A 21004-nucleotide genomic window follows, 5' to 3' on the forward strand; every position below is an offset into this window, starting at 1 on the left:
CCCACAGCATGAGGCAAAGCGTCACGCCCGGTGTTGACGGGTATCAAGTGGCTAGGCCAATAACTGGGTCAACACCGCTCGCAACTTGCCGGGCTTGACCGGCTTGTTCAGCAATGGCACGTCCAGGCGCTGCAATGCACGGCGGCATTGGTCGGTGCGGTCGGCGGTGATAATCACTGCCGGAATCCTGCAGCCAAAATGCTCGCGCAACTGGTGCACGACCTCACAGCCCACCACGCCATGGTCCAGGTGATAGTCCGCGAGAATCAGCTCCGGTGCCCGGCCCTGCAACGCAACCAGTGCGCCGGCCTGATCGGTCGCAGTGACCACTTCGCAGCCCCACTGCCCAAGCAGCGCGCTCATGCTGTCGAGGATGCCGACTTCGTTGTCCAGCACCAGCAGCCGCCTCCCCGGCAACGGGTTGCCGGTGCTCGGTTGCGCGGCCACCACACTGATGGGCAGCGGCATGTCCTCGCTGATGGGGACTTCGATGCTGAACATCGAACCGCGCCCCGGCCACGAACGCACCGCCACCGGATAACCGAGGACCTCGGCGATACGCTCGACAATCGCCAACCCCAGTCCCACGCCCTTGCGGTCGGCGGCGCGGCCCACGTCCAGTTGATTGAACTCCAGGAAGATGGCGTCCAGGCGGTCCGCCGCAATTCCGCGCCCGGTGTCCCACACCTCCAGGCGCAACCGCTCACCCCGGCGGCGGGCGCCCAGCAGGATGGAGCCCGCGCTCGTGTAGCGGCAGGCGTTGCTGAGGAAATTGCGCAGGATCCGCGTCACCAGCCGCAGGTCGGTGTTGATTGCGTAATGGCCTGTACGCGCCCGCAGGTTCAGCCCGGACGCCGCGGCCACCGACTGGAATTCCGAGACCAGCGGTGCGAACAGTTCGTCGAGACGGTACAGGGCGATGTCCGGCTTGACCGCCGCTTGATCGAGTCGGGAAATGTCCAGCAAGTCGGTGAGCAAATCCTCGGCGCCTTCCAGGGCCTGATGGGTGCGCTCCACCAACACGTGTTCGACGCTGGGCAAGTTGCGCTCGCGCAGGGTGGAAATCAGCAAGCGTGCGGCGTTGAGGGGTTGCAGCAGGTCATGACTGGCGGCGGCAAGGTATTTGTCCTTGCTGCGGTTGGCGGCCTGGGCGGCATCCCGGGCATCGCGCAGGTCCTGCTCGATCTTCTCGCGCTGGGCGATTTGCTGTTGCAGGTTGCGGTTGGCTTCCAGCAACTCGTCGGTACGCGCCGCGACCCGCTGTTCCAATTCGTCGTTGAGGCGGATGTAGCGATTGCGCTCGGCTTCCAGCTCGTCGAGGCGCGCGGTCAGTTCGGGGTAATGACTCTTGCGCGCCGAGTGGTTGCCCAGCCCCAGGAGCCCCGCGAGTGCCCGTTGCTGATCGTCAGAGAGCTTCGCCATAGACGACCTCGACGTCACGCTGGCTGGACTCACGCGGGTTGGTAAGGATGCACGGGTCGTGCATGGCGTGCTGCGACAGAAAGGGAATGTCCGCCACTCGAATCCCATGCAGGCCGAGGGTTTCATGGAAGCCGATCGCATGCTTCAACGCGATCAAATGGTCCACCAGCCGGCCGCAGATTTGCCGGTGGTTGAGGCCCCGGCAATCAATGCCGAAGGTCTCGGCAATCACCTTGAAACGCTCCGGTGCCGCACTGTAGTTGAACGCCACCACATGTTCCACCAGCACCGCGTTGCACAAGCCATGGGGCAGGTCGAGAAAGCCGCCAAGGCTGTGGGACATGGCATGCACCGCGCCGAGGATCGCGTTGGAAAACGCCAGCCCGGCCTGCATGCTGCCCAGCATGATTTTCTCCCGAAGGGCGATGTCGCCGGGGTTGGCGATCATCTGCACCAGGTTGCCATTGATCAGGCGCATGGCTTCCAGCGCGTGGGGATCGGTCAGCGGGCCGTGGCCGGTGGACACGAAGGCTTCGATGGCATGCACCAGCGCATCGATGCCGGTACAGGCCGAGAGAAACGGGTCCATGCTCGCCGTGGTTTCCGGGTCGATCAGTGAAACATCGGGCACCACCGCCTTGCTGACGATGGAGAACTTCATGCGCTCCTGCTGGTTGGAAATGATCACGAACTGCGAGACATCCGCCGAGGAGCCCGCGGTAGTCGGGATCAGGATCAGCGGCGGGCTCGGCACGCGGATGGTGTCGACACCTTCGAAGTCGAGGATGCTGCAGCCATGGGCGACCACGATGCCGATGGCCTTGCCGCAGTCCATCGGGCTGCCGCCACCGACGGCGACGATCACGTCGCAATGGTTTTCACGGTAGACCTCGGCGCCGAGCATCACCTCTTCAACCCGGGGGTTGGGCGAAACGGCGGTGTACAGGCAGTAGTCGATGCCGATCGCTTGCAGGCTGGCCTCGACATCGGCCACCCAGCCGACAGCAACCACGCCGGGATCACTCACCACCAACACCTTGCGCGCGCCAAAGGTCTTGGCGTAGTTGCCTACGTTGTGCCGGCAGCCGGCGCCAAAGATGATTTCAGGGGAAACGAATTTACGCAGGAGACTCAGGTTCGGGCTCATTGGTAAGCCTGTTTTTATTATTCTGGAAGATGCGCTCCACACTAACCCATCCGACACTGATTGCAATCAGACCAATGGGGGGCGCTGAAACCGCGACGTACGGCACGATCTACTACTTTGGTACTGATTCCCCTCTCTATCGTCGCATTCCCAAGGCATCGAGACTGGCATGTAATGGGCGCATGACCCTATGGATCGGACCTGCTTGAATAAGCAAAAATAATAAGGCGAACGTCCATGTACAAAATTCTGATAGCCGACGATCACCCACTGTTTCGCGAGGCGATCCACAACGTCATCAGCGACGGGTTCCCGGGCAGCGAAGTGATGGAAACCGGCGACCTGGACAGCGCCCTGGCCCTGAGCCAGGAGCACGACGACCTGGATCTGATCCTGCTGGACCTGAACATGCCGGGCATGCACGGCCTCAATGGCCTGATCAACCTGCGCAACGAGTCGCCGACGATTCCGGTGGTGATCGTGTCTGCCGAGCAGGACAAGCAGGTCGTGCTGCAAGCCATCACCTATGGCGCGGTGGGGTTTATCACCAAGTCCTCGCCCAGGCTGCAGATGACCGAGGCAATCCAACAGATTCTCAACGGCAATGTGTATTTGCCGCCGGAGATTATTCGCAGCCAGAAAATCGGCGGGCAACGGCGCATGAATGATTGCCTGGGGCTTGCGCCGGAGCTGCTGCAGGCCCTGACCCGCAAGCAATTGCTGGTGCTGGAGCGGATGACCAAGGGTGACTCGAACAAGCAAATCGCCTATAGCCTGGAGATTGCCGAGACCACGGTGAAGGCCCATGTCTCGGCGATCCTGCGCAAGTTGAACGTGCACAATCGGGTGCAGGCGATTCTCAGCGCCGGGGACATCGACTTTGGTGCCTACCTGCGGCGCTGATACCCGTAGGGGCGGGATGCTGACCGCATTTCAAGGCACCTGAATGAGGGCCCGAAACAGCATGCCCGCCGCCACCAGCACACACAGGGTGGCAAAACCCACCTGCAAGGTGCGCGCCTTGATCACCGAGCACAGACGCCGCCCCGCCAACATGCCGACAATGCTCGAACCGATAAACACCCAGCCCATCGGCTCGATACTGACCCCGGCATGAAACGCGCCGATCACACCGATCAACGAGATCAGGCTGATCACCATCAGCGAGGTGGCGACGATGCCGCGCATCTGCACATCGGTCAGTTGCTTGAAGGCCGGTACGATCAGGAAGCCGCCGCCCACGCCGAGCAAGCCCGACACCGCACCGGTCACTGCGCCGAGGGCGGCCAGGGTGGCGGTGCATTTGGCGGTCCAGGAAAAGCGCCCGGTCTGCTGGTCGAGCATGCAGTTCTTCTGGCCCCACGACGCGGTGCCGTGGTCGCTCGGCCCGGCCTCAAGCTTCTCCCGTTGCAGCATGCGCCAGGCCACCAGCACCATCAGCGCACTGAACAGACCCATCAGGACTTTCTCCGACATCTGGTGGGCGAAGAACACTCCCAGCGGCGAAAACAGCGCGCCGAGCAGCGCAATCAGCAGCGCCGCACGGTAGCGCACCAGGCCATGGCGCAAACCGTCGACAGCCCCCACGGCAGCGGCCGCGCCCACCGCGAACAACGACACGGGCGCGGCCTGGGTCATGGTCAACCCCAGCCCCAATACCAGGGCCGGGACACCAAGAATGCCGCCTCCGGCACCGGTCAAGCCCATGACCAACCCCATCAACACGCCCAGAAAACTTGCCAGCAGCATAGGGTTGCCTCAATCCACCTTGGCCAGACGGGTCAGCCACTCGCGGCCCTTGAGCATGCCGTTCCAGTAGAACCACGGCAGGAAACTCGCCTTGAGGAACCACGCCGAACGCCGCGCCACAGTCGGGTCGAGGGGAAAGGTCGGCAGCAACTTGCCGCCATAGCCGAACTCGGCCAGCACCACCTTGCCCTTCTCCACGGTCAGCGGGCAGGAGCCATAGCCGTCGTACTTGAGGGGCAACGGTGCCTGTCTGCGCAGGGCCAGCAGGTTTTCCGCCACCACCACGATTTGCTTGCGCACCGCCGCGGCGGTCTTGGCGTTGGTGGTGGAACACACATCGCCCAGGCCGAAGATGTGCGGGTAGCGCAGGTGTTGCAGGCTCTGGGGATTCACTTCGCACCAGCCGGCGGCATCGGCCAGGGGGCTGTGGCGAATGAAGTCCGGCGAGACCTGTGGCGGGACGACGTGCAGCAGGTCGAAGGTTTTCTCTTCGACGCGCACATTGCCTTCGGCGTCCTTGATTTCGAACCAGGCCTTGCGCGCGGGGCCGTCGACCTTGACCAGGTTGGAGTTGAATGCCAGTTGCGCCGAGTACTTTTCAACGTACTTCATCAGCGGCGGCACGAAGGTCGGCACGCCGAACAAGGCGGCACCAGCCAGGTTGAATTCGACCTTGATGTTTTTCAGGTCACCCTGGCGGAGCCAGTGATCGCACGACAGGTACATGGCTTTTTGCGGAGCGCCGGCACATTTGATCGGCATGGCCGGCTGGGTGAACAGCGCCTTGCCATTTTTGAGTTGCCGCACCAGCTGCCAGGTGTAGGCGGCGTGCTCATAGCTGTAGTTGGACGTTACGCCATGCCGGCCGAGGGTCTCTTGCAGGCCTTCGATCTTCTCCCAGGCCAGGCGCAGGCCCGGGCACACGATGAGGTTCTTCCAGCTGACGCGCTGGCCGCTGTCGAGCACCAGGGTTTGCTCGTCGGGCAGTAATTCGCTGACCGCGGCCTGGATCCAGGTGACGCCGTTGGGCAGCACGTCGGCCATGGGGCGCACGGTCCTGGTAACGTCATAAGCCCCACCGCCCACCAGGGTCCAGGCCGGCTGGTAGTAGTGGTGGTCGCTGGGCTCGATCAGGATGATGTTCAGGTGCGGGTCGCGCTTGAGCAGGCTGGCCAGCAGGCCGATGCCTGCCGAGCCGCCACCGATGACAACGATATCGCCACTGATGGTAGGTCCCCAGTGTTGGTCGTTCATGGTCTATGGCCTTTTTCAGTTAATGCACGCAAGGGTCGTTGCCGTATGGCACCACGCCCTAGCTGTTTGCCACCACGATGCCATCCTTTGCCTCGGGTCCTTTAATTCACTTAAGCTCACAAGGTTATGTGGAAACCTAACTGAATGTAAGTCGCCATTAGCTATCTGGGAAACCCGTCATGTCAGCGTTGATTCAATCCTTTCTGGACGAGGCGTCGTCGACCTACACCTACGTCGTCTATGAAACGGACGGTGGCCCATGCGCCATCGTTGATTCGGTGCTCAACTACGACCCGGCCTCCGGACGCACCGGCACCGGCCAGGCGGACAAGGTGATCGCGTTTGTGCGCGAGCATGGCTTGCAGGTGCAGTGGTTGCTGGAAACCCACGCCCATGCGGATCATCTGTCGGCTGCGCCTTATTTGCGTCGCCAGCTGGGGGGCAAGATCGCGATTGGCCAGTCCATCAGCAAGGTGCAGGGAGTGTTCAAGAACCTGTTCAACCTGGAGCCGGAGTTTCGGGTGGATGGGTCGCAGTTCGACCATCTGTTTGCGCCGGATGAGGTGTTTCACATCGGCAACCTGAAGGCCCAGGCGCTGCATGTGCCGGGGCATACGCCGGCGGATATGGCTTACCTGATTGATGACCAGTTGATTCTGGTGGGCGACACGCTGTTCATGCCGGACGTGGGCACGGCGCGCTGCGATTTCCCTGGTGGGGATGCGCGCCAGCTGTATGGGTCGATGCGCAAGTTGTTGGCCTTCGCGCCTGAAACCCGCCTTTATGTGTGCCATGACTATCCGCCCGAAGGACGCGCAGCCAAGTGCCTGACCACGGTGGCTGAACAGCGGGCGGGGAATATTCATGTGCATGACGGGGTGGATGAGGCGGCGTTTGTCGAGATGCGCACCACGCGGGATGCCGGGTTGGGCATGCCGACGCTGTTGTTGCCGGCGATTCAGGTGAATGTGCGGGCCGGGGTGATGCCGCCGGCGGAAGGAAATGGGGTGGTTTATTTGAAGATTCCCCTCAACCAGCTTTGAAATGCACTACAAAATGTGGGAGCGGGCTTGCTCGCGAATGCGGTGTATCAGTCTATATTTTCGGTGACTGACACTCCCCATTCGCGAGCAAGCCCGCTCCCACATTTGTTTTGTGTCGTTCGTTAGCCGAGGTTGATGCCGTTAGCCGGTAGCGGCAGTGCGGTCTTGTAGCGCACTTGCTTGAGGGCAAAGCTGGAGCGGATGTTGGCGACACCCGGGACTTTGGTCAGGAAGTCCATCATGAAACGCTCCAGGGACTGGATGGTGGGCACCAGCACCCGAATCAGATAATCGGGGTCGCCGGCCATCAGGTAGCACTCCATCACTTCGGGGCGATCCGAAATCGCCCCTTCGAATTGCTGCAATGCCAATTCGTTCTGCTTTTCCAGGCTGACGTGGATGAACACATTGACGTGCAGCCCCAGCAGGTCGGCGTCCAGCAGCGTCACCTGGTCGCGAATCAGCCCCAGTTCTTCCATGGCCTTGACCCGGTTGAAACACGGCGTGGGCGACAGGTTGACCGAGCGGGCCAGGTCGGCGTTGGTGATGCGGGCGTTCTCCTGAAGGGCGTTCAGAATGCCGATATCGATACGGTCCAGTTTGCGCATGAGACAAAACCACCTGTTTATTATGTTTATGCAGTTTTTTTATCCCCAAATGATCTCCAACGCAACGAAACAGAGATAAATATTCTCCTGAGCCGAGCCTATGATTGTTGTAGGACAAGATTTCTTCTACCCGAAGAAGGACTGTCAGCTACCGCGCCCACTACAAGAAATTCACAAGATAGAGCGTAGAAAGCCATGACTCAGCAGTACGAACCACTGCGCCTGCACGTTCCCGAACCCTCGGGCCGCCCAGGCTGCAAGACCGACTTTACCTACCTGCGCCTGACTGACGCTGGCCTGGTGCGCAAACCCCCAATCGACGTAGAACCCGCCGACACCGCCGACCTGGCCAAGGGCCTGATTCGCGTGCTCGACGATCAGGGCCAGGCCCTCGGCCCATGGGCTGAAGGCGTGCCAGTCGAGATTCTGCGCAAGGGCATGCGCGCCATGCTAAAGACGCGGATCTTCGACAACCGCATGGTGGTCGCCCAGCGTCAGAAGAAGATGTCGTTCTACATGCAGAGCCTCGGCGAAGAAGCCATCGGCAGCGCCCAGGCCCTGGCCTTGAACATCGACGACATGTGCTTCCCCACCTACCGCCAGCAAAGCATCCTGATGGCCCGGGAAGTGCCGCTGGTAGACCTGATCTGCCAACTGCTGTCCAACGAGCGCGACCCGCTCAAGGGCCGCCAGTTGCCGATCATGTACTCGGTAAAAGATGCCGGCTTCTTCACGATTTCCGGCAACCTCGCCACCCAGTTCGTACAAGGCGTGGGCTGGGGCATGGCCTCGGCCATCAAGGGGGATACCAAGATTGCCTCGGCCTGGATCGGCGACGGCGCCACCGCTGAGTCCGACTTCCACACCGCCCTCACCTTCGCCCACGTGTACCGGGCACCCGTGATTCTTAACGTAGTGAACAACCAGTGGGCGATCTCCACCTTCCAGGCCATTGCCGGCGGTGAAGCCACGACCTTTGCCGGACGCGGCGTGGGTTGCGGCATCGCCTCCCTGCGGGTGGACGGCAACGACTTTGTCGCGGTGTACGCCGCCTCCGCCTGGGCCGCCGAACGTGCCCGCCGCAACCTGGGGCCGACCCTGATCGAATGGGTGACCTACCGTGCCGGCCCGCACTCCACTTCCGATGACCCGTCCAAATACCGTCCCGCCGACGACTGGAGCCACTTCCCGCTGGGCGACCCGATCGCCCGCCTCAAGCAGCACCTGATCAAGATTGGTCAGTGGTCCGAAGAGGAACACGCGGCGGTCAGTGCCGAACTTGAAGCCGAAGTGCTCAAGGCCCAGAAAGAAGCCGAACAGTACGGCACCCTGGCCGGTGGCCAGATTCCAAGCGCCGCGACCATGTTCGAAGACGTTTATAAAGAGATGCCGGAGCACTTGAAGCGCCAGCGTCAAGAGTTGGGGATCTGACATGAACGATCACAACAACAATATCGAGCTGGAAACCGCCATGACCACCACGACCATGACCATGATCCAGGCCTTGCGCTCGGCCATGGATGTGATGCTTGAGCGAGACGACAATGTGGTGGTGTTCGGCCAGGACGTCGGTTACTTTGGCGGTGTGTTCCGCTGCACCGAAGGCCTGCAGAACAAGTACGGCACCTCGCGGGTGTTCGACGCACCGATCTCCGAAAGCGGGATCGTCGGCGTGGCGGTCGGCATGGGCGCCTATGGCCTGCGGCCGGTGGCCGAGATTCAGTTCGCCGACTACGTGTACCCCGCCACCGACCAGATCATTTCCGAAGCCGCCCGCCTGCGTTATCGCTCGGCCGGCCAGTTCACTGCACCGCTGACCATGCGCATGCCCTGCGGCGGCGGCATCTACGGCGGCCAGACCCACAGCCAGAGTATTGAAGCGGTGTTCACCCAGGTCTGCGGCCTGCGCACGGTGATGCCGTCCAATCCGTACGACGCCAAGGGCCTGCTGATCGCCTCCATCGAAAACGATGACCCGGTGATCTTCCTCGAACCCAAGCGCCTGTATAACGGCCCGTTCGACGGCCACCACGACCGCCCGGTAACCCCGTGGTCGAAACACCCGCAAGCGCAGGTGCCGGACGGTTACTACACCGTGCCGCTGGATGTGGCCGCCATCGCCCGCCCGGGCAAGGACGTGACGATCCTCACCTACGGCACCACGGTGTATGTGTCGCAAGTCGCCGCCGAAGAAACCGGCATCGACGCCGAAGTCATCGACCTGCGCAGCCTGTGGCCGCTGGACCTGGAAACCATCGTCAATTCCGTGAAGAAAACCCGTCGCTGCGTGATCGTTCACGAAGCCACCCGTACCTGCGGGTTCGGCGCCGAGCTGGTGGCGCTGGTGCAGGAGCATTGCTTCCACTACCTGGAAGCGCCGATCGAGCGCGTCACCGGTTGGGATACCCCGTATCCCCATGCGCAAGAGTGGGCGTATTTCCCTGGCCCGACCCGTGTGGGCGCGGCTTTGCATCGGGTTATGGAGGTCTGAATGGGCACGCACGTTATCAAGATGCCGGACATTGGTGAAGGCATCGCAGAAGTTGAATTGTCGGTATGGCACGTCAAGGTCGGCGACTTGGTGGTAGAAGACCAGGTGCTGGCGGACGTGATGACCGACAAGGCCATGGTGGACATTCCGTCGCCGGTGCACGGCAAGGTGATTTCCCTCGGCGGCGAGCCGGGGGAAGTCATGGCGGTGGGCAGTGTTTTGATCAGTATCGAAGTGGAAGGCGCGGGCAATACCAGGGAGTCGGCGTTGTCGGCGGTGGTTGAAGAGGTCGCGCTTGCACCGGCTCCTGCACCAAAAGTCGAAGCCAGGGCCGCGCCGGTGGTTGAACCCAAGCCGGCAGCCAAACCTGCGGTGGCGGCTGCGCAAGCGCCCGTGGCCCGCGAGGCCGATGACCGCCCGCTGGCCTCCCCGGCCGTGCGCAAACATGCGCTGGATGCTGGCATCCAGCTACGACTGGTCCAGGGCTCCGGCCCGGCCGGCCGGATTCTGCATGAAGATCTGGACGCTTACTTGCTCCAGGGTCCGGCGAAAAATTCCGGGGCCTCCAACCCGTACGCCGAACGCAACGACGAGCAGCAAATCCCGGTGATCGGCATGCGCCGCAAGATCGCCCAGCGCATGCAGGACGCCACCCGGCGCGCCGCGCATTTCAGCTATGTGGAAGAGATCGACGTCACGGCCCTCGATGAGTTGCGCGTGCACCTCAACGAGAAACACGGCGCTACCCGCGGCAAGCTGACCCTGCTGCCGTTCCTGGTGCGGGCCATGGTCGTCGCATTGCGCGACTATCCGCAGATCAACGCGCGTTATGACGACGAAGCCCAGGTCATCACCCGCCTCGGCGCGGTGCATGTGGGTGTCGCCACCCAGAGCGATGTCGGCCTGATGGTGCCGGTGGTGCGTCACGCCGAAGCCCGCGACCTGTGGGGCACGGCGCAAGAAATCAATCGCTTGGCGAATGCGGCGCGCAATGGCAAGGCCAGTCGCGATGAGCTGTCGGGCTCGAGCATCACCCTGACCAGCCTCGGTGCGTTGGGCGGGATTGTCAGCACCCCGGTGCTGAACCTGCCGGAAGTGGCCATCGTCGGGGTCAACCGCATTGTCGAGCGGCCGATGGTGATCAAGGGCCAGATTGTGATCCGCAAGATGATGAACCTCTCCAGCTCCTTCGATCACCGGGTGGTCGATGGCATGGACGCGGCGCAATTCATCCAGGCCATCCGTGGCCTGCTCGAACAACCCGCCAGCCTGTTCCTGGAGTAACCCATGTCTCAAACATTGCACACCACGCTGCTGATCATCGGCGGTGGGCCTGGCGGTTACGTGGCAGCGATTCGCGCCGGCCAGCTGGGCATCCCGACCATCCTGGTGGAAGGCCAATCGCTGGGCGGCACCTGCCTGAACATCGGCTGCATTCCGTCCAAGGCGCTGATCCATGTCGCCGAACAGTTCCAGCAAACCGTGCACCACAGCCAGGGTTCGCCGTTGGGTATCGAAGTCGATGTGCCGACCCTGGACATCGGCAAAAGCGTTGAATGGAAAGACGGCATCGTCGACCGCCTGACCACCGGCGTAGCCGCGCTGCTGAAAAAACACAAGGTCCAGGTCATCCAGGGCTGGGCCAAGGTCGTGGACGGCAAGACCGTCGATGTCGGCGACCAGCGCATCCAGTGTGAACACCTGTTGCTGGCCACCGGCTCGAAAAGTGTCAACCTGCCGATGCTGCCGATTGGCGGGCCGATCATCTCCTCCACCGAAGCCCTGGCGCCGAAACGCATCCCGAAACGCTTGATCGTGGTGGGCGGCGGCTACATTGGCCTGGAATTGGGGATTGCCTATCGCAAGCTCGGTGCCGAGGTCAGCGTGGTTGAGGCCCAGGACCGGATTTTGCCGGCCTACGACGCCGAACTGACCCAACCGGTGGCCGAATCCCTGAAGCAACTGGGGGTGAAGGTGTTCCTGAAACACAGCGTCAGCGGTTTTGAGCACAACACCCTGCAAGTGCGTGACCCCAGCGGCGAGACGCTGTCGCTGGAAACCGACCAGGTGCTGGTTGCCGTTGGTCGCAAACCCAACACCCAGGGCTGGAACCTCGAAGCCTTGAACCTGGACATGAACGGCTCGGCGATCAAGATCGACAGCCGCTGCCAGACCAGCATGCGCAATGTGTGGGCCATCGGTGACCTCAGCGGTGAACCGATGCTCGCCCACCGGGCCATGGCCCAGGGCGAAATGGTCGCCGAACTGATCAGCGGTAAATCCCGCGAATTCAACCCGGCCGCGATCCCGGCGGTGTGCTTCACCGACCCGGAACTGGTAGTGGTCGGCAAGACCCCGGACGAAGCCAGGGCGGCCGGGCTGGACTGCATCGTGTCGAGCTTCCCGTTCGCCGCCAATGGCCGGGCCATGACCCTGGAGTCGAAAACCGGCTTCGTGCGGGTAGTGGCGCGCCGCGACAATCACCTGATCGTCGGCTGGCAGGCGGTAGGCGTTGGCGTCTCGGAACTGTCCACGGCCTTCGGCCTGAGCCTGGAAATGGGTTCACGCCTGGAAGACGTGGCGGGCACCATCCACGCCCACCCGACCCTCGGCGAAGCGGTACAGGAAGCAGCCCTGCGGGCCCTGGGGCATGCATTGCACCTATAAAATGGCGAAGTTCAAATGTGGGAGCGGGCTTGCTCGCGAAAGCGGTGGATCAGCACCGAATGCATCGAATGACACGCCGCATTCGCGAGCAAGCCCGCTCCCACACAAGCCAAGAATGAAGTATTGTTGCGCCCATCCAGAAATAAACCATAAGCCTGCCTTCGACCAGGCGGTTGACAAAAGATAGAGGGTGTCATGGGTAACGAAAGCATCAATTGGGACAAGCTGGGTTTTGACTACATCAAGACCGACAAGCGTTTCCTCCAGACCTGGAAAGACGGCGAGTGGCAAAAAGGCACCCTGACCGACGACAACGTGCTGCACATCAGCGAGGGCTCCACCGCCCTGCACTACGGCCAGCAATGCTTTGAAGGCCTCAAGGCCTACCGCTGCAAGGACGGTTCGATCAACCTGTTCCGCCCCGACCAGAACGCTGCGCGCATGCAGCGCAGCTGTGGCCGCCTGCTGATGCCACAAGTGCCGACCGACGCCTTCATCGAAGCCTGCAAGGAAGTGGTCCGCGCCAACGAGCGGTTCATCCCGCCGTACGGCACCGGCGGCGCGCTGTACCTGCGCCCGTTCGTGATCGGCACCGGTGACAACATCGGCGTGCGCACCGCGCCGGAATTCATCTTCTCGATCTTCTGCATCCCGGTCGGCGCCTACTTCAAGGGCGGCCTGACCCCGCACAACTTCCTGATCTCCGGCTACGACCGTGCGGCTCCCAACGGCACCGGCGCCGCCAAGGTCGGTGGCAACTACGCCGCCAGCCTGATGCCCGGTTCCCTGGCGAAAAAAGCCAACTTCGCCGACTGCATCTACCTCGACCCGGCCACCCACTCGAAGATCGAAGAAGTCGGCTCGGCCAACTTCTTCGGGATCACCCACGACAACAAGTTCGTCACCCCGAACTCGCCGTCGGTGTTGCCAGGCATCACCCGCCTGTCGCTGATCGAGCTGGCAAAATCCCGCCTGGGCCTGGAAGTGGTTGAAGGCGACGTGCTGATCGACAAGCTGTCGGACTTCAAGGAAGCCGGCGCCTGCGGCACCGCCGCCGTGATCACCCCGATCGGCGGCATCGAGTACAAAGACAAGCTGCACGTGTTCTACAGCGAAAAAGAAGTCGGCCCGGTCACCCAGAAGCTCTACAAAGAGCTGACTGGCGTACAGTCCGGCGACGTCGAAGCGCCTGAGGGCTGGATCGTCAAGGTCTAAGCAACCGGCTGCCAGCAACACCACAAAACCAATGTGGGAGCTGGCTTGCCTGCGATAGCGGAGTATCAGTCGACACGTTTATTGACTGACCCACCGCCATCGCAGGCAAGCCAGCTCCCACATTTGGTTTCCAGCGTTTGGAAAACCGGGCTTCAGGCTTTATCCGTCGGGATGTTTTCCAGGATCTTCTTGCCCATGCTGATCCGCGGCTCCGCGCCATAACCCAGCGCCTCATAAAACCCCATCACCGCGTCATTGCCACTGGTGATCTGCAGGTTGATCTTCATGCAACCCAGCGCCGTCAACGCCTGCTCCGCATGCCGCACCAACGAGGCGCCCAGGCCCTGGCGGCGATAGTCGTTGTGCACCGCCACTGAATACAACCAGCCACGATGCCCGTCGTAGCCGGCTAGGATAGTGCCGATCACCGCCTTCTTGTCGGTGGCCACGAAGAACAACCCATCGTTGACCGCCAGCTTCTTGTCGATCGCCAGGCTCGGCAGGTTATGCGCCGCGTCATAACCAAACGCCGCCTGCCACAACGCCACCACCTGCGCCCGATGGGCCCGATCGCGATAGACGCCGATGGGATGGCGGGATGACAACGCCTTCTCCATCACCAGCGTGCGTTCATTGCCATGGTAGACATCGCGCACCGTGTGGAAACCCAGCTTGGTGTAGAACGGCTCGGCCGTCAGCGAAGACGGCACATGCAACAAGGTCACCCCGGCTTCCCGGGCGCGCAGCTCGATTTCAATCATCAGCAAGCGCCCGATGCCCTGCCCTTGCAGCGCCGGATTGACGAAGACCGAGCGCACCACATTGGCGTCAAGTGCCGCCGTGGCAACGATCACCTCATCCTGAACAGCCACCAGCACCGTTCGACGCGCGAGCAACGCCACGACAGCCTCGGGAGTAAAGTTGCTCGCCACCCGCGCAATCACATCCGCCGGATAATCCCGGGCGTTGCTGTCATGCAGGGCCGCCAGGATGACCTGGCTGATGCCCTCGGCATCGGTAGTTTGGGCGAGACGAACTTCAGTGGGCATGGTTTCTCCATCCAGACAAAAAACCTCAGGCAACACAATACCAATGTGGGAGCGGGCTTGCTCGCGAAGGCGGTGTATCAGCCACCGAATTTATTAACTGACCCACCGCTTTCGCGAGCAAGCCCGCTCCCACATTTTGATCTCCACTCACCTCCACAGCCGATTCGGCTGCCCCACCCCACTTTTCAGCTTTCCCGGCTGAGCCACCCCCTCACTTCAGCCGGGATTCTTCCTTCACACCGCACAAAATAGCCTCACTGCCCAACCCATGGACCCGTGCCCCCATGCAAACCACCAACACTGTCCTGATGATCCGCCCGGCGCACTTCGCCTTCAACCCGGACACCGCGATCAACAACCGCTTCCAGCGCGCGCCGCTCGACCCATTGGCCGCACAACAGAAAGCGCTGGAAGAGTTCGACGGCTACGTCGACACCCTGCGCCACCACGGCGTGGAAGTGCTGGTGGTACAAGACACCCCCGCTCCCCATACCCCGGACTCGATCTTCCCCAACAACTGGTGGAGCAGCCACGCCGATGGCAGCCTGGTGCTGTACCCGATGGAAGGCCAGAACCGACGACTGGAACGCGACAAAGGCGTGCTGCAAGTGCTGGAGCAACGCTTCGCGATCCACAACACCATCGACTTCAGCCACCTCGAACAACAGAACATGTTCCTCGAAGGCACCGGCAGCATGGTCCTCGACCGCCAGCACCGCATCAGCTACGCCTGCCATTCCGGGCGTACCCATCAGGACGCCCTGCGCCAGTTCGCCGAACGCCTCGACTACCAGCTCTGCGTATTCCACGCCGTCGACCGCCACCACGCGCCGATCTACCACAGCAACGTAATGATGAGTGTCGGCCGCGACCTCTCCGTGGTGTGCCTGCAAGCCCTGCCCGATGACCACGAGCGCCAGGCCCTTGAACGCTCCCTGCGCGATACCGGCAAAGACATCGTCGCCCTGGACTTCGACCAGTTGGAAGCCTTCGCCGGCAACATGCTCGAAGTCCATGACCGCGACGGCCAGCCGCTGCTGGTGATGTCGGCCAGCGCCTGGGGCTCCCTCAAGCCCGCCCAGCGCCAGCATGTGGAGCGCCACACCCGGCCGGTGGTGGTGAACATCGACAACATCGAACGCATCGGCGGCGGCAGTGCCCGCTGCATGTTGGCGGAAGTACATCTGCCCGCCCGCCCCTCATTTCAATAAGGAGTCTTCCCATGACCCGCTATATCGACGTCAACGACTTGAGCTACCTGGTTTCGCAAAAAGGCCTGCAAACCTGCATTACCGAGATGGCCGAGTACATCCGCGCCGACTACCTGCGCTGGCAGGACTTTGAAAAATGCGCGCGCCTGGCCAACCACTCGCCCGAGGGCGTGATCGAGCTGATGCCGGTGTCCGACGCCTCGCTGTACGCCTTCAAATACGTGAACGGCCACCCGAAAAACACCCAGAGCGGCATGCTCACCGTCATGGCCTTCGGCGCCCTGGGTGATGTGGACACCGGCAAACCGGTGCTGCTGGCGGAAATGACCCTGACCACTGCGATCCGCACGGCCGCCACCTCGGCCCTGGTGGCGCGCTACCTGGCCCGGGACAACAGCCGCAGCATGGCGCTGATCGGCAACGGCTCCCAGAGCGAGTTCCAGGCCCTGGCCTTCCACGCGATGCTGGGCATCACTGAAATCCGCCTGTTCGACATCGACGCCAAGGCCACCGCCAAACTGGCCGCCAACCTCAAAGCCTTCCCGGCGATCAAGGTGATCCTGGCAGGCAGCGTGGCCGAAGCCGTGAAAGGCGCCGACATCGTCACCACCGTCACCGCCGACAAGGCCTACGCCACCATCCTCACGGACGAGATGATCGAACCGGGCATGCACCTGAATGCCGTCGGTGGCGACTGCCCCGGCAAGACCGAACTGGACCGACGAATCGTCGAACGGGCCCGCGTGATTGTCGAGTACGAGCCACAAAGCCGCATCGAAGGCGAAATCCAGCACATGCCGGAAGATTCGCCGGTCACCGAGCTGTGGCAAGTGATCAACGGCCAGGCGCCAGGCCGCGAAAACGCGCGCCAGGTCACCCTGTTCGACTCGGTAGGTTTTGCCATCGAAGACTACTCCGCCCTGCGTTACGTACTGGACGTGGCCAAGGCGCTGGACGTGGGCAGCGAACTGGAACTGGTGCCGGACCTTGCCGACCCCAAGGACCTGTTTGCCCGCCTGGCCCAAGCACCGGTGGCACAGCAGAAAAAGCGCGCCTGAGACCGCTCTGGCCTGCCGCTTTGCGTGAAAGGCAGGCCGGAAAAACCCGGTCAACAAGCCGATTCAGCGGGTGCCGCAGCCGTTTCCGCTGTGATCCGCGTTTTAACAGCACATTCCGCCCGCCGCGGCAGGGGTAAACGACACAAAAAACGCACCATCTTGAAGCATTCTCTCTGACAACAAACAGCCCAATGTGGCGAGGGAGCTTGCTCCCGCTGGAGTGCGTAGCGCTCCCGGGATTTTGGGGCCGCTGCGCAGCCCAGCGGGAGCAAGCTCCCTCGCCACAAAAAGCCTCTTCACCTTAGCGTCCCGTTTTCTACTGCCCTGACATCAATTACAAAATATAGGGAATACACATGACTCCGCTCCGATCACTTTTCGCTGCGCTGCTCCTGCCATTGGCCGCAACCGCTGCCCAGGCTCAGGAATGGAAAGAAATCCGCTTTGGGGTTTTCCCCGAATACCCACCGTTTGAATCCGTCGCCGCCGACGGCAGCCTGCAAGGTTTCGACATCGACCTGGGCAACGCCATCTGCGCCAAGCTGGAAGTCAAATGCGTGTGGGTCCACAACGAATTCGACGGCATGATCCCGGCCCTGCGCGCCCGCAAGTTCGACGCCATCATGTCCTCCATGGCCGTGACCCCGGCCCGCCAGAAAGTCATCGACTTCAGCGACCGGCTGTTCCTCAGCCCGACCTCGGTGATCACCCGCAAAAGCGCCGACTTCGGCGACACCCCCGAATCCCTGAAAGGCAAACAGGTCGGCGTGCTGCAAGGCTCGCTGCAGGAAGCCTACGCCCGTGCGCACCTGGCCAAGCTCGGCGCGCAGATCAAGGCGTACCAGTCCCAGGAACAGAACTACGCCGACCTGCAAAACGGTCGTCTCGACGCCACCCTGACCGACAAGCTTGAAGCCCAGCTCAACTTCCTGTCCAAACCTGAAGGCGCCGACTTCAAGACCGGCCCGGCCTTCAAGGACCCGACCCTGCCGCTCGACATCGCCATGGGCCTGCGCAAGAACGACAAAGACCTGGTGGAGCTGATCAACAAAGGCATCGCCGCCGTCCAGGCCGATGGCACCTACACACAGATCCAGAAGAAATACTTCGGCGATCAGGATATCTACAACGAGTGACGCCTCATGTGGGAGCGAGCTTGTGTGGGAGCGGGCTTGCTCGCGAAAGCGGTGGGTCAGTCACACATGTATTGACTGAAACGCTGTCTTCGCGAGCAAGCCCGCTCCCACACAAGCTCGCTCCCACAGTAAAACTCTGCGCCCCATCGAGATACTTCCCATGAATGAACTCCTCAACTTGCAAGGCTTCGGCCCGCTGCTGGCCCAGGGTGCCTGGATGACGGTCAAGCTGGCGTTCCTGGCGCTGCTGCTGAGCCTGTCCCTGGGACTGATCGCCGCCGCCGCCAAGCTCTCCAGCGTCAAGCTGCTGCGGGTTCCGGCCACGCTCTACACCACGCTGATTCGCAGCGTGCCGGACCTGGTGCTGATTCTGCTGATTTTCTACAGCCTGCAACTGTGGCTGAACGACCTGAGTGAAATGCTCGGCTGGGCCTACTTCGAAATCGACCCGTTCACCGCCGGTGTCATTACCCTCGGGTTTATCTACGGTGCGTACTTCACCGAAAACTTTCGTGGGGCGATTCTCAGCGTGCCGGCCGGCCAGTTGGAAGCCGCCACCGCCTACGGCCTGAGCCGCTGGCAGCGCTTTCGCCTGGTGCTGTTCCCGCAACTGATGCGCTTTGCCCTGCCGGGCCTGGGCAACAACTGGCTGGTGTTGCTCAAGTCCACCGCGCTGGTGTCGATCATCGGCCTGTCAGACCTGGTCAAGGCCGCACAAAACGCCGGCAAGACCACCAATGACCCGCTGTATTTCCTGATCCTCGCGGGCCTGGTGTACCTGGTGATCACCACCCTCTCCAACCGCATCTTCAAACGCCTGGAACGGCGCTACAACGTGGGCATCAAGGGGATGGCGCGATGATCGAACTGATCCAGCAATACGGCCTGGCCTACCTGTTCACCGACGGTAACGGCTTTTCCGGGGTGGCGATGACCCTGTGGCTGTTCATTATCTCGGTGGTGCTGGGCTTCATCCTGTCGATCCCGCTGGCGATCGCGCGGGTGTCGGAACACTTCTGGATTCGCTGGCCAGTGGAGGTCTACACCTACCTGTTTCGCGGCACACCGCTGTATATCCAGTTGCTGATTTGCTACACCGGCCTCTACGGCCTGGACGTGGTGCAGGACAACGCCCTGCTCAACCAGTTTTTTCGCAATGCACTGAACTGCACGCTGCTGGCGTTTGTACTGAACACGTGCGCCTACACCGTGGAAATCTTTGCCGGGGCGATTCGCAACATCCCCCACGGCGAGATCGAAGCCGCCAAGGCCTACGGCCTGCATGGCTGGCGCCTGAACCTGTTTGTGGTAGTGCCCGCCGCACTGCGTCGCGCACTGCCGGCCTACAGCAATGAAATGATCCTGATGCTGCACGCCACGTCCCTGGCGTTTACCGCCACCATTGCCGACATCCTCAAGGTGGCCCGCGACGCCAACGCCGAGACGTTCCTGACGTTCCAGGCCTTCGGCATCGCTGCCCTGTTGTACATGCTGCTGTCCTTTGCACTGGTGGGCCTGTTTCGACTGGCCGAACGTCGCTGGATGCGTTTTCTTGTTCCTACCCGAGGCTAACCCATGAATCAGTCCGCGCAGGCCCTGGCCGCTTATCCCACCGATGTACGCCCCGCTACCCAGCCGGTCGCCGTGGCCGAAAACGCCAACGTCAAACTCCAGGTCGAAGGCCTGCACAAACGCTATGGCGAGCATGAGGTGCTCAAGGGCGTTTCACTGAACGCGCGCAACGGCGACGTGATCAGCCTGATCGGCGCCAGCGGCTCCGGCAAGAGCACGATGCTGCGATGCATCAACTTCCTCGAACAGCCGGACGCCGGGGTTATCACCCTTGATGGCATCAGCATCGAAATGCAGCAAGGCCGCGCCGGCACGCGCGCGCCGCACCAGGCGCAATTGCAGAACCTGCGCACCCGCCTGGCCATGGTGTTCCAGCACTTCAACCTGTGGAGCCACATGACCGTGCTGGAAAACATCACCATGGCGCCGCGCCGGGTGCTGGGGGTGAGCGCCGCCGAGGCGGAAAAACGCGCACGCCTGTACCTCGACAAGGTCGGCCTGCCGGGCCGGGTGGCGGACCAATACCCGGCATTCCTCTCCGGCGGCCAGCAACAGCGCGTGGCCATCGCCCGGGCCCTGGCGATGGAACCGGAGATCATTCTGTTCGACGAACCCACTTCGGCCCTCGACCCTGAACTTGTAGGAGAAGTGCTCAAAGTCATACAGACGTTGGCGGAGGAAGGTCGTACCATGCTCATGGTCACCCACGAAATGGGCTTTGCCCGCCAGGTGTCCAGCCAAGTGCTGTTCCTGCATCAGGGCCGCGTCGAGGAACAAGGCGCAGCGGATATCCTCGACCAGCCGAACAGCGAACGCTTGCAGCAATTTCTTTCCAACCGATTGAAGTGAACACCACACACCATGGATACCAAGGCCACCGGACCGAACGCCTCACCTGTGCTGGACCGCATCGATGAAGCCATCATCGACGTGTTACGGCACCAGGGACGCATCACCTACGAAAAACTCTCGTCGCTGGTGCACCTGACGCCCAGGCCGTGCCTGGAACGGGTACGCAAGCTGGAACGACGCGGGGTCATCCGGGGTTATGGGGCGATCATCGACGTGCAGATGGTCTCGCCGGGGCTGTCACTGCTGGTGCTGGTGGCCCTCTCCAACCAGAGCGGGCGCTCGGCGCAGAAGGCGTTCGAGGCATGTGTCAAAGCCTGCCCGCAAGTGTTCGAGTGCCAGTTGATCAGCGGGCCGTTCGACTACAGCCTGCGCATGCGCTGCCGGGACATGGAGCACTACCGCGTGCTGACGGAAACCTGGCTGAACAATGATGAATTGCACATCGATAAATTGGTGGCGCATCCCGAGCTGGCGGTCGTAAAAAACACCGCCACCGAACTGGCCTGAACCCGCCCCTACAGGCAATAGAG

20 protein-coding genes are annotated in these 21004 nt (G+C 62.0%); 14 read left to right on the forward strand and 6 right to left on the reverse strand.

Annotated features, from left to right (window positions below):
- Nucleotides 1–51 precede the first annotated feature (51 nt).
- The gene (locus tag HX818_RS27345) at nt 52–1422 is read right to left on the reverse strand and encodes a hybrid sensor histidine kinase/response regulator (RefSeq protein WP_003207799.1); all 1371 of its coding nucleotides are present in this window, start codon (nt 1420–1422) and stop codon (nt 52–54) included.
- Entirely contained in the window at nt 1406–2569 is a 1164-nt protein-coding gene (gene ercA, locus HX818_RS27350) for an alcohol dehydrogenase-like regulatory protein ErcA (RefSeq protein ID WP_003207798.1), read from the reverse strand. The genes HX818_RS27345 and ercA overlap by 17 nt, the downstream gene beginning before the upstream one ends.
- 237 nt (nt 2570–2806) lie before the next feature.
- Between ercA and HX818_RS27355 the strand changes: the two genes are divergently transcribed.
- Nucleotides 2807–3472, forward strand: coding sequence for a response regulator transcription factor (locus tag HX818_RS27355; protein ID WP_063028558.1), 666 nt, complete (start codon nt 2807–2809; stop codon nt 3470–3472).
- A 30-nt stretch (nt 3473–3502) separates the two neighbouring features.
- On the opposite strand, the gene HX818_RS27360 is transcribed toward HX818_RS27355, so the two are convergent.
- Both HX818_RS27360 and HX818_RS27365 read right to left on the reverse strand, forming a co-directional pair.
- The gene (locus HX818_RS27360; protein ID WP_003207794.1) at nt 3503–4318 is read right to left on the reverse strand and encodes a sulfite exporter TauE/SafE family protein; all 816 of its coding nucleotides are present in this window, start codon (nt 4316–4318) and stop codon (nt 3503–3505) included.
- A gap of 9 nt (nt 4319–4327) precedes the next feature.
- Nucleotides 4328–5572, reverse strand: a complete 1245-nt coding sequence (locus HX818_RS27365; RefSeq protein ID WP_102606166.1) for an FAD/NAD(P)-binding oxidoreductase — start codon at nt 5570–5572, stop codon at nt 4328–4330.
- A 179-nt stretch (nt 5573–5751) separates the two neighbouring features.
- Between HX818_RS27365 and HX818_RS27370 the strand changes: the two genes are divergently transcribed.
- A complete protein-coding gene (locus tag HX818_RS27370; RefSeq protein WP_003207791.1) occupies nt 5752–6615 on the forward strand; it encodes an MBL fold metallo-hydrolase in 864 nt (287 codons plus the stop codon).
- 122 nt (nt 6616–6737) lie between these two features.
- Here HX818_RS27370 and bkdR read toward each other — a convergent pair whose 3' ends face one another.
- The gene (gene bkdR / locus HX818_RS27375; protein ID WP_003212855.1) at nt 6738–7223 is read right to left on the reverse strand and encodes a Bkd operon transcriptional regulator BkdR; all 486 of its coding nucleotides are present in this window, start codon (nt 7221–7223) and stop codon (nt 6738–6740) included.
- A gap of 195 nt (nt 7224–7418) precedes the next feature.
- On the opposite strand from bkdR, the gene HX818_RS27380 reads away from it, so the two are divergent.
- The 5 genes from HX818_RS27380 to HX818_RS27400 all read left to right on the forward strand — a co-directional run bounded on the left by HX818_RS27380 (nt 7419) and on the right by HX818_RS27400 (nt 13596).
- Nucleotides 7419–8654, forward strand: a complete 1236-nt coding sequence (locus HX818_RS27380; protein WP_003212857.1) for a 3-methyl-2-oxobutanoate dehydrogenase (2-methylpropanoyl-transferring) subunit alpha — start codon at nt 7419–7421, stop codon at nt 8652–8654.
- A gap of 1 nt (nt 8655) precedes the next feature.
- Nucleotides 8656–9714 carry an alpha-ketoacid dehydrogenase subunit beta gene (locus tag HX818_RS27385; protein WP_003212859.1) on the forward strand — a complete coding sequence of 353 codons (1059 nt, stop codon included), beginning with the start codon at nt 8656–8658 and terminating at the stop codon, nt 9712–9714.
- On the forward strand, nt 9715–10998 hold the full coding sequence (locus tag HX818_RS27390) for a dihydrolipoamide acetyltransferase family protein (RefSeq protein WP_177021067.1): 1284 nt from the start codon (nt 9715–9717) through the stop codon (nt 10996–10998). It begins immediately after the preceding gene.
- A gap of 3 nt (nt 10999–11001) precedes the next feature.
- Nucleotides 11002–12381, forward strand: a complete 1380-nt coding sequence (lpdA, locus tag HX818_RS27395) for a dihydrolipoyl dehydrogenase (protein ID WP_177021068.1) — start codon at nt 11002–11004, stop codon at nt 12379–12381.
- Nucleotides 12382–12576: 195 nt separating this feature from the next.
- Nucleotides 12577–13596 (forward strand): branched-chain amino acid aminotransferase, encoded by a 1020-nt coding sequence (locus HX818_RS27400; protein WP_003212864.1) that lies wholly within the window; start codon nt 12577–12579, stop codon nt 13594–13596.
- 152 nt (nt 13597–13748) lie between these two features.
- Here the strand turns inward: HX818_RS27400 and HX818_RS27405 are convergent, their stop codons facing one another.
- On the reverse strand, nt 13749–14645 hold the full coding sequence (locus HX818_RS27405) for a GNAT family acetyltransferase (protein ID WP_177021069.1): 897 nt from the start codon (nt 14643–14645) through the stop codon (nt 13749–13751).
- Nucleotides 14646–14929: 284 nt separating this feature from the next.
- Between HX818_RS27405 and ctlX the strand changes: the two genes are divergently transcribed.
- The 7 genes from ctlX (at nt 14930) to HX818_RS27440 (ending at nt 20981) form a co-directional block, all read left to right on the forward strand.
- Nucleotides 14930–15856 (forward strand): citrulline utilization hydrolase CtlX, encoded by a 927-nt coding sequence (gene ctlX / locus HX818_RS27410; RefSeq protein ID WP_063028542.1) that lies wholly within the window; start codon nt 14930–14932, stop codon nt 15854–15856.
- An 11-nt stretch (nt 15857–15867) separates the two neighbouring features.
- Nucleotides 15868–16914, forward strand: coding sequence for an ornithine cyclodeaminase (locus HX818_RS27415; protein WP_003212869.1), 1047 nt, complete (start codon nt 15868–15870; stop codon nt 16912–16914).
- A gap of 356 nt (nt 16915–17270) precedes the next feature.
- Nucleotides 17271–18050, forward strand: a complete 780-nt coding sequence (locus HX818_RS27420; RefSeq protein WP_003212870.1) for an ABC transporter substrate-binding protein — start codon at nt 17271–17273, stop codon at nt 18048–18050.
- Between the two features lie 160 nt (nt 18051–18210).
- Nucleotides 18211–18912: an ABC transporter permease gene (locus tag HX818_RS27425; RefSeq protein WP_063028536.1), complete on the forward strand. Its 702-nt coding sequence runs from the start codon at nt 18211–18213 to the stop codon at nt 18910–18912.
- Nucleotides 18909–19622: an ABC transporter permease gene (locus HX818_RS27430; protein ID WP_003208574.1), complete on the forward strand. Its 714-nt coding sequence runs from the start codon at nt 18909–18911 to the stop codon at nt 19620–19622. Before HX818_RS27425 ends, HX818_RS27430 begins: the two co-directional genes overlap by 4 nt.
- A 3-nt stretch (nt 19623–19625) precedes the next feature.
- Nucleotides 19626–20471, forward strand: a complete 846-nt coding sequence (locus HX818_RS27435) for an ABC transporter ATP-binding protein (RefSeq protein ID WP_256344069.1) — start codon at nt 19626–19628, stop codon at nt 20469–20471.
- A gap of 12 nt (nt 20472–20483) precedes the next feature.
- Nucleotides 20484–20981, forward strand: coding sequence for an Lrp/AsnC family transcriptional regulator (locus HX818_RS27440; RefSeq protein WP_003208571.1), 498 nt, complete (start codon nt 20484–20486; stop codon nt 20979–20981).
- The last annotated feature ends 23 nt before the right edge of the window (nt 20982–21004 follow it).

Source organism: Pseudomonas sp. F9001 (assembly GCF_013385435.1).
Lineage (GTDB): Bacteria > Pseudomonadota > Gammaproteobacteria > Pseudomonadales > Pseudomonadaceae > Aquipseudomonas.

Excerpts from the sequence above, each read along its gene's own strand:
- HX818_RS27370 (WP_003207791.1), top strand. The coding sequence starts at position 5,752 with ATGTCAGCGTTGATTCAATCCTTTCTGGACGAGGCGTCGTCGACCTAC.
- HX818_RS27420 (WP_003212870.1), top strand. The coding sequence starts at position 17,271 with ATGACTCCGCTCCGATCACTTTTCGCTGCGCTGCTCCTGCCATTGGCC.
- HX818_RS27365 (WP_102606166.1), bottom strand. The coding sequence starts at position 5,572 with ATGAACGACCAACACTGGGGACCTACCATCAGTGGCGATATCGTTGTC.
- HX818_RS27355 (WP_063028558.1), top strand. The coding sequence starts at position 2,807 with ATGTACAAAATTCTGATAGCCGACGATCACCCACTGTTTCGCGAGGCG.
- HX818_RS27405 (WP_177021069.1), bottom strand. The coding sequence starts at position 14,645 with ATGCCCACTGAAGTTCGTCTCGCCCAAACTACCGATGCCGAGGGCATC.
- HX818_RS27415 (WP_003212869.1), top strand. The coding sequence starts at position 15,868 with ATGACCCGCTATATCGACGTCAACGACTTGAGCTACCTGGTTTCGCAA.
- ercA (WP_003207798.1), bottom strand. The coding sequence starts at position 2,569 with ATGAGCCCGAACCTGAGTCTCCTGCGTAAATTCGTTTCCCCTGAAATC.
- ctlX (WP_063028542.1), top strand. The coding sequence starts at position 14,930 with ATGCAAACCACCAACACTGTCCTGATGATCCGCCCGGCGCACTTCGCC.
- HX818_RS27380 (WP_003212857.1), top strand. The coding sequence starts at position 7,419 with ATGACTCAGCAGTACGAACCACTGCGCCTGCACGTTCCCGAACCCTCG.
- HX818_RS27425 (WP_063028536.1), top strand. The coding sequence starts at position 18,211 with ATGAATGAACTCCTCAACTTGCAAGGCTTCGGCCCGCTGCTGGCCCAG.
- HX818_RS27345 (WP_003207799.1), bottom strand. The coding sequence starts at position 1,422 with ATGGCGAAGCTCTCTGACGATCAGCAACGGGCACTCGCGGGGCTCCTG.
- HX818_RS27390 (WP_177021067.1), top strand. The coding sequence starts at position 9,715 with ATGGGCACGCACGTTATCAAGATGCCGGACATTGGTGAAGGCATCGCA.
- lpdA (WP_177021068.1), top strand. The coding sequence starts at position 11,002 with ATGTCTCAAACATTGCACACCACGCTGCTGATCATCGGCGGTGGGCCT.
- HX818_RS27440 (WP_003208571.1), top strand. The coding sequence starts at position 20,484 with ATGGATACCAAGGCCACCGGACCGAACGCCTCACCTGTGCTGGACCGC.
- HX818_RS27430 (WP_003208574.1), top strand. The coding sequence starts at position 18,909 with ATGATCGAACTGATCCAGCAATACGGCCTGGCCTACCTGTTCACCGAC.
- HX818_RS27400 (WP_003212864.1), top strand. The coding sequence starts at position 12,577 with ATGGGTAACGAAAGCATCAATTGGGACAAGCTGGGTTTTGACTACATC.
- HX818_RS27435 (WP_256344069.1), top strand. The coding sequence starts at position 19,626 with ATGAATCAGTCCGCGCAGGCCCTGGCCGCTTATCCCACCGATGTACGC.
- HX818_RS27360 (WP_003207794.1), bottom strand. The coding sequence starts at position 4,318 with ATGCTGCTGGCAAGTTTTCTGGGCGTGTTGATGGGGTTGGTCATGGGC.
- HX818_RS27385 (WP_003212859.1), top strand. The coding sequence starts at position 8,656 with ATGAACGATCACAACAACAATATCGAGCTGGAAACCGCCATGACCACC.
- bkdR (WP_003212855.1), bottom strand. The coding sequence starts at position 7,223 with ATGCGCAAACTGGACCGTATCGATATCGGCATTCTGAACGCCCTTCAG.